The organism is Pseudomonas sp. (assembly GCF_037994325.1).
Taxonomy (GTDB): Bacteria; Pseudomonadota; Gammaproteobacteria; order Pseudomonadales; family Pseudomonadaceae; genus Aquipseudomonas.
Genome location: NZ_JBBNAH010000454.1, coordinates 1 through 5,323, shown reverse-complemented (window position 1 = coordinate 5,323; position 5,323 = coordinate 1). Strand labels below are relative to the sequence as shown.

At 59.9% G+C, this 5,323-nt stretch carries 7 protein-coding genes and 1 pseudogene; 6 read left to right on the top strand and 2 right to left on the bottom strand.

All coding sequences use genetic code 11. From position 1 onward, the window contains the following. Positions 1-940, top strand: a 940-nt coding sequence (locus AAAB16_RS15280; protein WP_340664088.1) for an alpha-isopropylmalate synthase regulatory domain-containing protein, incomplete at its 5' end; no start/stop codon positions are given. A 68-nt stretch (positions 941-1,008) separates the two neighbouring features. On the opposite strand, the gene AAAB16_RS15275 is transcribed toward AAAB16_RS15280, so the two are convergent. Beyond that, the gene (locus AAAB16_RS15275) at positions 1,009-1,608 is read right to left on the bottom strand and encodes a hypothetical protein (RefSeq protein WP_340664087.1); all 600 of its coding nucleotides are present in this window, start codon (positions 1,606-1,608) and stop codon (positions 1,009-1,011) included. 385 nt (positions 1,609-1,993) lie between these two features. After that, on the bottom strand, positions 1,994-2,254 hold the full coding sequence (locus tag AAAB16_RS15270) for a hypothetical protein (RefSeq protein WP_340664086.1): 261 nt from the start codon (positions 2,252-2,254) through the stop codon (positions 1,994-1,996). Positions 2,255-2,362: 108 nt separating this feature from the next. On the opposite strand from AAAB16_RS15270, the gene AAAB16_RS15265 reads away from it, so the two are divergent. From AAAB16_RS15265 to AAAB16_RS15245, 5 genes and pseudogenes are all read left to right on the top strand, one after another. Continuing rightward, complete coding sequence (locus AAAB16_RS15265) at positions 2,363-2,893, top strand: GspH/FimT family protein (RefSeq protein WP_340664085.1); 531 nt, start codon at positions 2,363-2,365, stop codon at positions 2,891-2,893. Then, positions 2,859-3,428 carry a type IV pilus modification protein PilV gene (gene pilV / locus AAAB16_RS15260; RefSeq protein WP_340664084.1) on the top strand — a complete coding sequence of 190 codons (570 nt, stop codon included), beginning with the start codon at positions 2,859-2,861 and terminating at the stop codon, positions 3,426-3,428. The genes AAAB16_RS15265 and pilV overlap by 35 nt, the downstream gene beginning before the upstream one ends. Then, positions 3,425-4,150: a prepilin-type N-terminal cleavage/methylation domain-containing protein gene (locus tag AAAB16_RS15255; protein ID WP_340664083.1), complete on the top strand. Its 726-nt coding sequence runs from the start codon at positions 3,425-3,427 to the stop codon at positions 4,148-4,150. The genes pilV and AAAB16_RS15255 overlap by 4 nt, the downstream gene beginning before the upstream one ends. After that, complete coding sequence (locus AAAB16_RS15250; protein WP_340664082.1) at positions 4,147-4,713, top strand: PilX N-terminal domain-containing pilus assembly protein; 567 nt, start codon at positions 4,147-4,149, stop codon at positions 4,711-4,713. The genes AAAB16_RS15255 and AAAB16_RS15250 overlap by 4 nt, the downstream gene beginning before the upstream one ends. Then, positions 4,710-5,323 (top strand): annotated as a pseudogene (locus tag AAAB16_RS15245) (hypothetical protein); the annotation flags it as partial. The gene AAAB16_RS15250 and the pseudogene AAAB16_RS15245, both read left to right, overlap by 4 nt.

Genomic DNA, 5,323 nt, shown 5'->3' with positions numbered 1-5,323 from the left:
CACCCACAACGACCGTGGCACGGGCGTGGCCGCCACCGAGCTGGGCTTGATGGCCGGCGCTGACCGTGTGGAAGGTTGCCTGTTCGGCAATGGCGAGCGCACCGGCAACGTCTGCCTGGTGACCGTGGCATTGAACCTCTACACCCAGGGCATCGACCCACAGCTGGACTTCTCCGATATCGACACCGTGCGCAAGGTAGTTGAAGACTGCAACCAGTTGCCCGTGCACCCTCGTCACCCCTATGTCGGCGACTTGGTGCACACCGCGTTCTCCGGCTCGCACCAGGATGCGATCCGCAAAGGCTTTACCCAGCAGAAAGAAGACGGCGTGTGGGAAGTACCGTACTTGCCAATCGACCCAGCCGATATCGGTCGCAGCTACGAAGCGGTGATCCGCGTTAATAGCCAGTCGGGCAAAGGCGGCATCACCTTCTTGCTCGAGCAGGAATACGGCATCAGCTTGCCGCGCCGCATGCAGATCGAATTCAGCCAAGTGGTGCAGAAAGAAACCGACCGCCTTGGCCTGGAAATGACTGCCGAGCAGATCTACGGCTTGCTGCAGAACGAGTACCTGCAGGCTGACAGCCCGTACGTGCTGAAAAGCCATCGCTTGCAGGAAGAAAACGGCATCTGCAACGTGGATATCGACGTCAGCGTAAGCGGCGAACTGCGCCGCAAACACGGCACTGGCAAAGGTCCACTGGAAGCCTTGGTTGCCTCCTTGCCACGCAACCTGGAAATCATCGATTACCACGAGCACGCCATCGGCGCTGGCGCCAATGCCAAGGCCGCGGCCTATATCGAAGTGCGTCTGGATGGTGGCCGTCCGGTGTTCGGTGTTGGCATCGACGAAAACATCACCACCGCCAGCTTCCGTGCCCTGTTCAGCGCCCTTAACCGCGCGCTGAAACAAGCCGAGGAAAACAGCCAGGCCGCCTGATTTACCTGGCTATAAATGAAAGGGGCGCCCGGTAACAGGCGCCCCTTTTTAGTTTTATCCGTCGTCCCCTAGCGCCCACCACAACCCTCGGCAGCGGGCGTAAGCACATTTACCAACTTGCGCGACAACACGTTCATGCTGCGAAAAATATTGTCGCCCTGCGCGTTGAACGGCTGCACGTTGTAAAGCTTTCCGTAACCCGCCGCGTCAGCACCGAGCGTGCGTCCAAGGTTGCTGACCAACAAGCCGACCGACGCCTCTAGATAGTCAGCACGTTGCAAATAAACCCGGAAGAAACGGCGCTCGTACATTGAGTTCATGCGCGTAGCAAATGCGCGGGTGCGCATAAACTTGCTCATATCCTCCTGGAGAAAATCGATAGCCTTTTTGGCCGCCACTACCTGTTCGTAAAACGTTCGGGGATCAACTGCCTTCTGGTTCAAGAAGCTCAGCGAGCTGATGTCACCACCAGGTACAAAAACCTGGGTGCCCTGCGCGGCTGTCTCAGCACCCCAGCGGGCATGCTGAAGAATTTCGCAACTGGCGCCTGGAACAACCTGGGCCTGAATAGCCTTGGGAACATAGGTGGCTCCATAGGCAGAAAATGCGCCGCTCAGCGCCCAGAGAAACAACACCGTACTGCCTAGCCGTTTAGATGAACTGCCCATAGTCGTATTCCTATAAAAACGCTACGCCGTTGGTATCGCAGCAGCTCATAGAACGCCGACAGGGTAAGCCTGTAGAGGAGCTGTGCGAGCCGTTGAAGGTAAACAACACCCTCACCTACAGGCTGCGACTCGATGGGTTTGACGAGCTATCGGAAGCCCCTTATAGAGCTGGCGAACTGTCCATAAAACGGCCCGATTAAGAGCACAGGTTGATAGCGACGTTTCGCGCAGCATGCTCAGAGATCAGCGTTAACAGGGTTCGCGAGCGAACTCGCTCCTACGCTATGGGTGGCGCTGTGCTGTTCACAACGTTGTTTAAGGCGCGGACGCGGCGATTGCTAACGTCCCTATCGAGCAATACGCCTTTGAAATGAGGCTATCGGCGCTACTGCGGGAGAAACAACAGGCCAATCCCTTCAAGGGTTAACCAGCCGCCGTGAAACCACATTCCGGCTTCCACTAAGCCATGGCGGTAGGCCCTTTCTAGCGCCCGGGTACAAACCTTTTGCGGTTGCCCGGTACTGACCATCAGCTGCTCGATAACCGCCTCGACGGGCGAGGTCGTAAGCGCGCCGGCCAGCCTGAGTTGATGCATGGCGTAGACCGCCGCGCATACCTGCCAATCGCTAATGTTTTTGACCGCCATTTGTATCGACTCCCATACACCGCCTGAACACAGTCGATACCTACGGACATTCTGGCAATACAAACACTGCCCAAACTCGCGACCTCAATTCCTACCTTCGTGAAGCCTATGTCTGTAATGGCTCAATTCACTGTTGCCGCGAACTACCGTCGGCACGCCAGCACTCAGGTCGGATTCACCCTGGTGGAACTGCTGATTGTGCTGGCGTTGCTGGCCTTGTTTGCCGCGATCGCCGTGCCCAGCTTTACCCGCCTGACCCGTGGCAACCAGGCGCTGGCGGCGGCCAATGAAATTTACGCGGTGCTGCAGTACGCCCGCAGTGAAGCGCTGACCCGTGGTCGCGGTGTCACGGTAACCGTAGGTTCAGCCAGCACCTGGGCCGGGGAAATTACCGTGAAGGCCGGCAGCGAAACCCTGCGCCATTACGCCAAGGGCAACTTCGCCGATGTCAGCGCCAGCAGTTCGCTGGCCACGCTGACCTTTTGCCCGGGCTTTATCACCAGCACCTCTTGCAGCAACGGCGCGCTCAGCAGCCCGCCGACCATCACCGTCGGTTACAGCAACGACAGCTCGGTGACCACCCGCACAATCAAGGTACTCGCCAGTGGCCAGATCTCCCGCCCCACCATCAGCCAATAAACCCTCGGCCATGGCCGGCTTCAGCCTGATCGAAGTGCTGGTGGCCCTATTGGTCTTGTGCGCCGGTGTACTGGGCATGGTCGCCCTGCAAACCCAAGGCTTGCAGCTGTCGCAAAGCGCCAACCAGCGCAGCGCGGCGGTGATGCTCGCTCAGGACTTGGTCGAGCTGATGCGCAGCAACCCTGACGCCGCCCTGAATGCCGCCGAGCTGTTTAGCAATACCTCCAGCTACTACAAGGCCGCCGGCAGTGAATTTTCCAGCGCCAGCGTGGCCAATTGCGCCAGCATCGATCGCAGTGCCGGCGGCACCACGGTGGCCAGCCAAGACCTGGGCTGCTGGCTGCAGGAAGTGCAAAACCTGTTGCCGGTTACCAGCGGTCTGCTCAAAAGCAACTTCACCATCTGCCCCAGCAAGCAGGAAAACAGCTGCAGCAGCGGCTCCAGTTCCGTGGTGATGATTCAACTGGCCTGGCAAGACAAAACCGGCACCTGCACCGACAACATCTGCTATTACCGCCTGCGAGCCGAGCTATGAAACAGCCCATGTCGGCCAGGCAAAAAGGCCTGTCGTTGATTGAGCTGATGGTCGCCATGTTGATCAGCACCTTTATGGTTCTTGGCGCCACGCAGGTGTACATCGACAACCAGCGCAACTACCAATTTCAGCAAGGCCAGAGCAGCAACCAAAGCCTGGGCCGCACCCTTCAATTGCTGCTCGACCAGCAGTTGGCGCGCACCGGTTATCGCGCCTCGCCGCTGACGAACAACAGCCTGAGCAGTGCCTTCCCGAGCCTGGCCAGCAGCAATGGCTGCCCCTCGTTTAGTGCCGGCCAAACCCTGTTGCTAAGCAGCGACAAAGCCGGTGTGTGCTACCGCTACCAAGGCTCGGCCGATGGCGCCGATTTCGATTGCCTAGGCAACAAGATTGCTGCCGGGGCGAATGTGCTGAGCCGCATCAGTTTTGTCAGCAGCACCAGCGCCGGGGCCGGCACCCTCACCTGCTCGGTTGGCGGTGTGAGTACCACGCTGGTCGATGGCCTGGCCGATTTTGTGTTGTTCCCCGTGCCCAGCAGCGGCGCCCCCAGCCAAAGCCTGCGCTACGCCGCCTTACTGACCAGCAGCGCCACCTTGCGCGACGGCGTCGCCAGCAGCGTGCTCGACCAGTGGAAAACCCTCAGCGGCAAAAGCCGCAGCAGCGACCAGTACCTGTACCAAATCAGCCAAGGCAGCGTGGCCTTGAGGAACCTGATGCGATGAACCGAGCTCGGCAAACACAACAAGGCGCGGCGTTACTAGTCGCCCTGATCATGCTGTTGTTAATCACCCTGCTGGCCACCGCCAGCCTGCGCGACAGCACCTTGCAAAACCGTTTGAGCGGCGGCGTTGCCGAGCGCCAGCATGCAGCCAATGCCGCCGAGTCAGCCTTGCGTGAAGGCGAGCGCCGCCTGCAAGCGCTGGCTAACACCGGAGTCAGCACCCTCGGTTCCGGTGATTGCAGCAGCAGTATCGGTAACCTCGCCGCCAGGGTTAGCAACCTCTGTGTGCTGGGCAGTGATCGTTTCGCCAAAAGCAGCGCAGCGGGCACGGATTGGTGGACGGCTAACACCTATGCCACCGACTACAAAGGCGCCGATGGCGCCGCCAGCTTTGCCACCGCCCCGCGCTGGAATGCCGCCTACATCGGCACCTCGACCACCGACCTGGAAACCCTGCAACAGGGCAAAGGCACCTATTACTACCGCGTCAGCGCAGCCGCCCAGGCTGACGGCAAACGCTTTTCCGTTATCCGCCAAAGCGTCTACAGGATCACCGTGCAATGACTTATCGCCCCGCTCTGCTGCGCCTGCTGTCGCCGCTGTGGCTCTTAGCTGCCGTACACGTCGGTAGCGCTGACGCCACCGCACTGAACCTGAGCCAGGTGCCGCTGTTTCTCACCGAAGGCGTGGCGCCGAACATCATGGTGACCATCGACAACTCCGGGAGCATGAAGTGGGCTTTCGCCCCGGACACCATGAACCCCAGCAGCGGCTCGACGTATTACGGCTACAGCGCAGACCAGATCCGCACCAGCCGCCGCGCCAAGTCCTCGACCTTTAACCCGCTGTACTACAACCCGGCGGTCACCTACGACCCGCCCTACACCGTGAGCTACAGCGACGGCACCGTTACCTCAACGCCGATGAGCACCAGCTTTACCGCCGCCTACGTCAACGGTTTCAAAAGCGCACGCGGCAGCCTCAACCTGGCTACCGGCTATATGGTCAGTTGGGACTACGACACCAGCCGTGGCACCACGGCGGCCTCCAGCAGCAACTCTACCTACTGGTCGTATAGCAACTACGCCACCTACGCGAGCCCGGACAAGGTGTATTACCTGGCCGCTAACCCAACCTCGGACTTCGCCGCCACAGCCACCACTTCGGCCTATAC

What these genes read in the sequence shown, in the direction of transcription:
- AAAB16_RS15255 (WP_340664083.1), top strand. Translation starts at nt 3,425, where the DNA reads ATGAAACAGCCCATGTCGGCCAGGCAAAAAGGCCTGTCGTTGATTGAG.
- AAAB16_RS15265 (WP_340664085.1), top strand. Translation starts at nt 2,363, where the DNA reads ATGTCTGTAATGGCTCAATTCACTGTTGCCGCGAACTACCGTCGGCAC.
- AAAB16_RS15275 (WP_340664087.1), bottom strand. Translation starts at nt 1,608, where the DNA reads ATGGGCAGTTCATCTAAACGGCTAGGCAGTACGGTGTTGTTTCTCTGG.
- AAAB16_RS15250 (WP_340664082.1), top strand. Translation starts at nt 4,147, where the DNA reads ATGAACCGAGCTCGGCAAACACAACAAGGCGCGGCGTTACTAGTCGCC.
- AAAB16_RS15270 (WP_340664086.1), bottom strand. Translation starts at nt 2,254, where the DNA reads ATGGCGGTCAAAAACATTAGCGATTGGCAGGTATGCGCGGCGGTCTAC.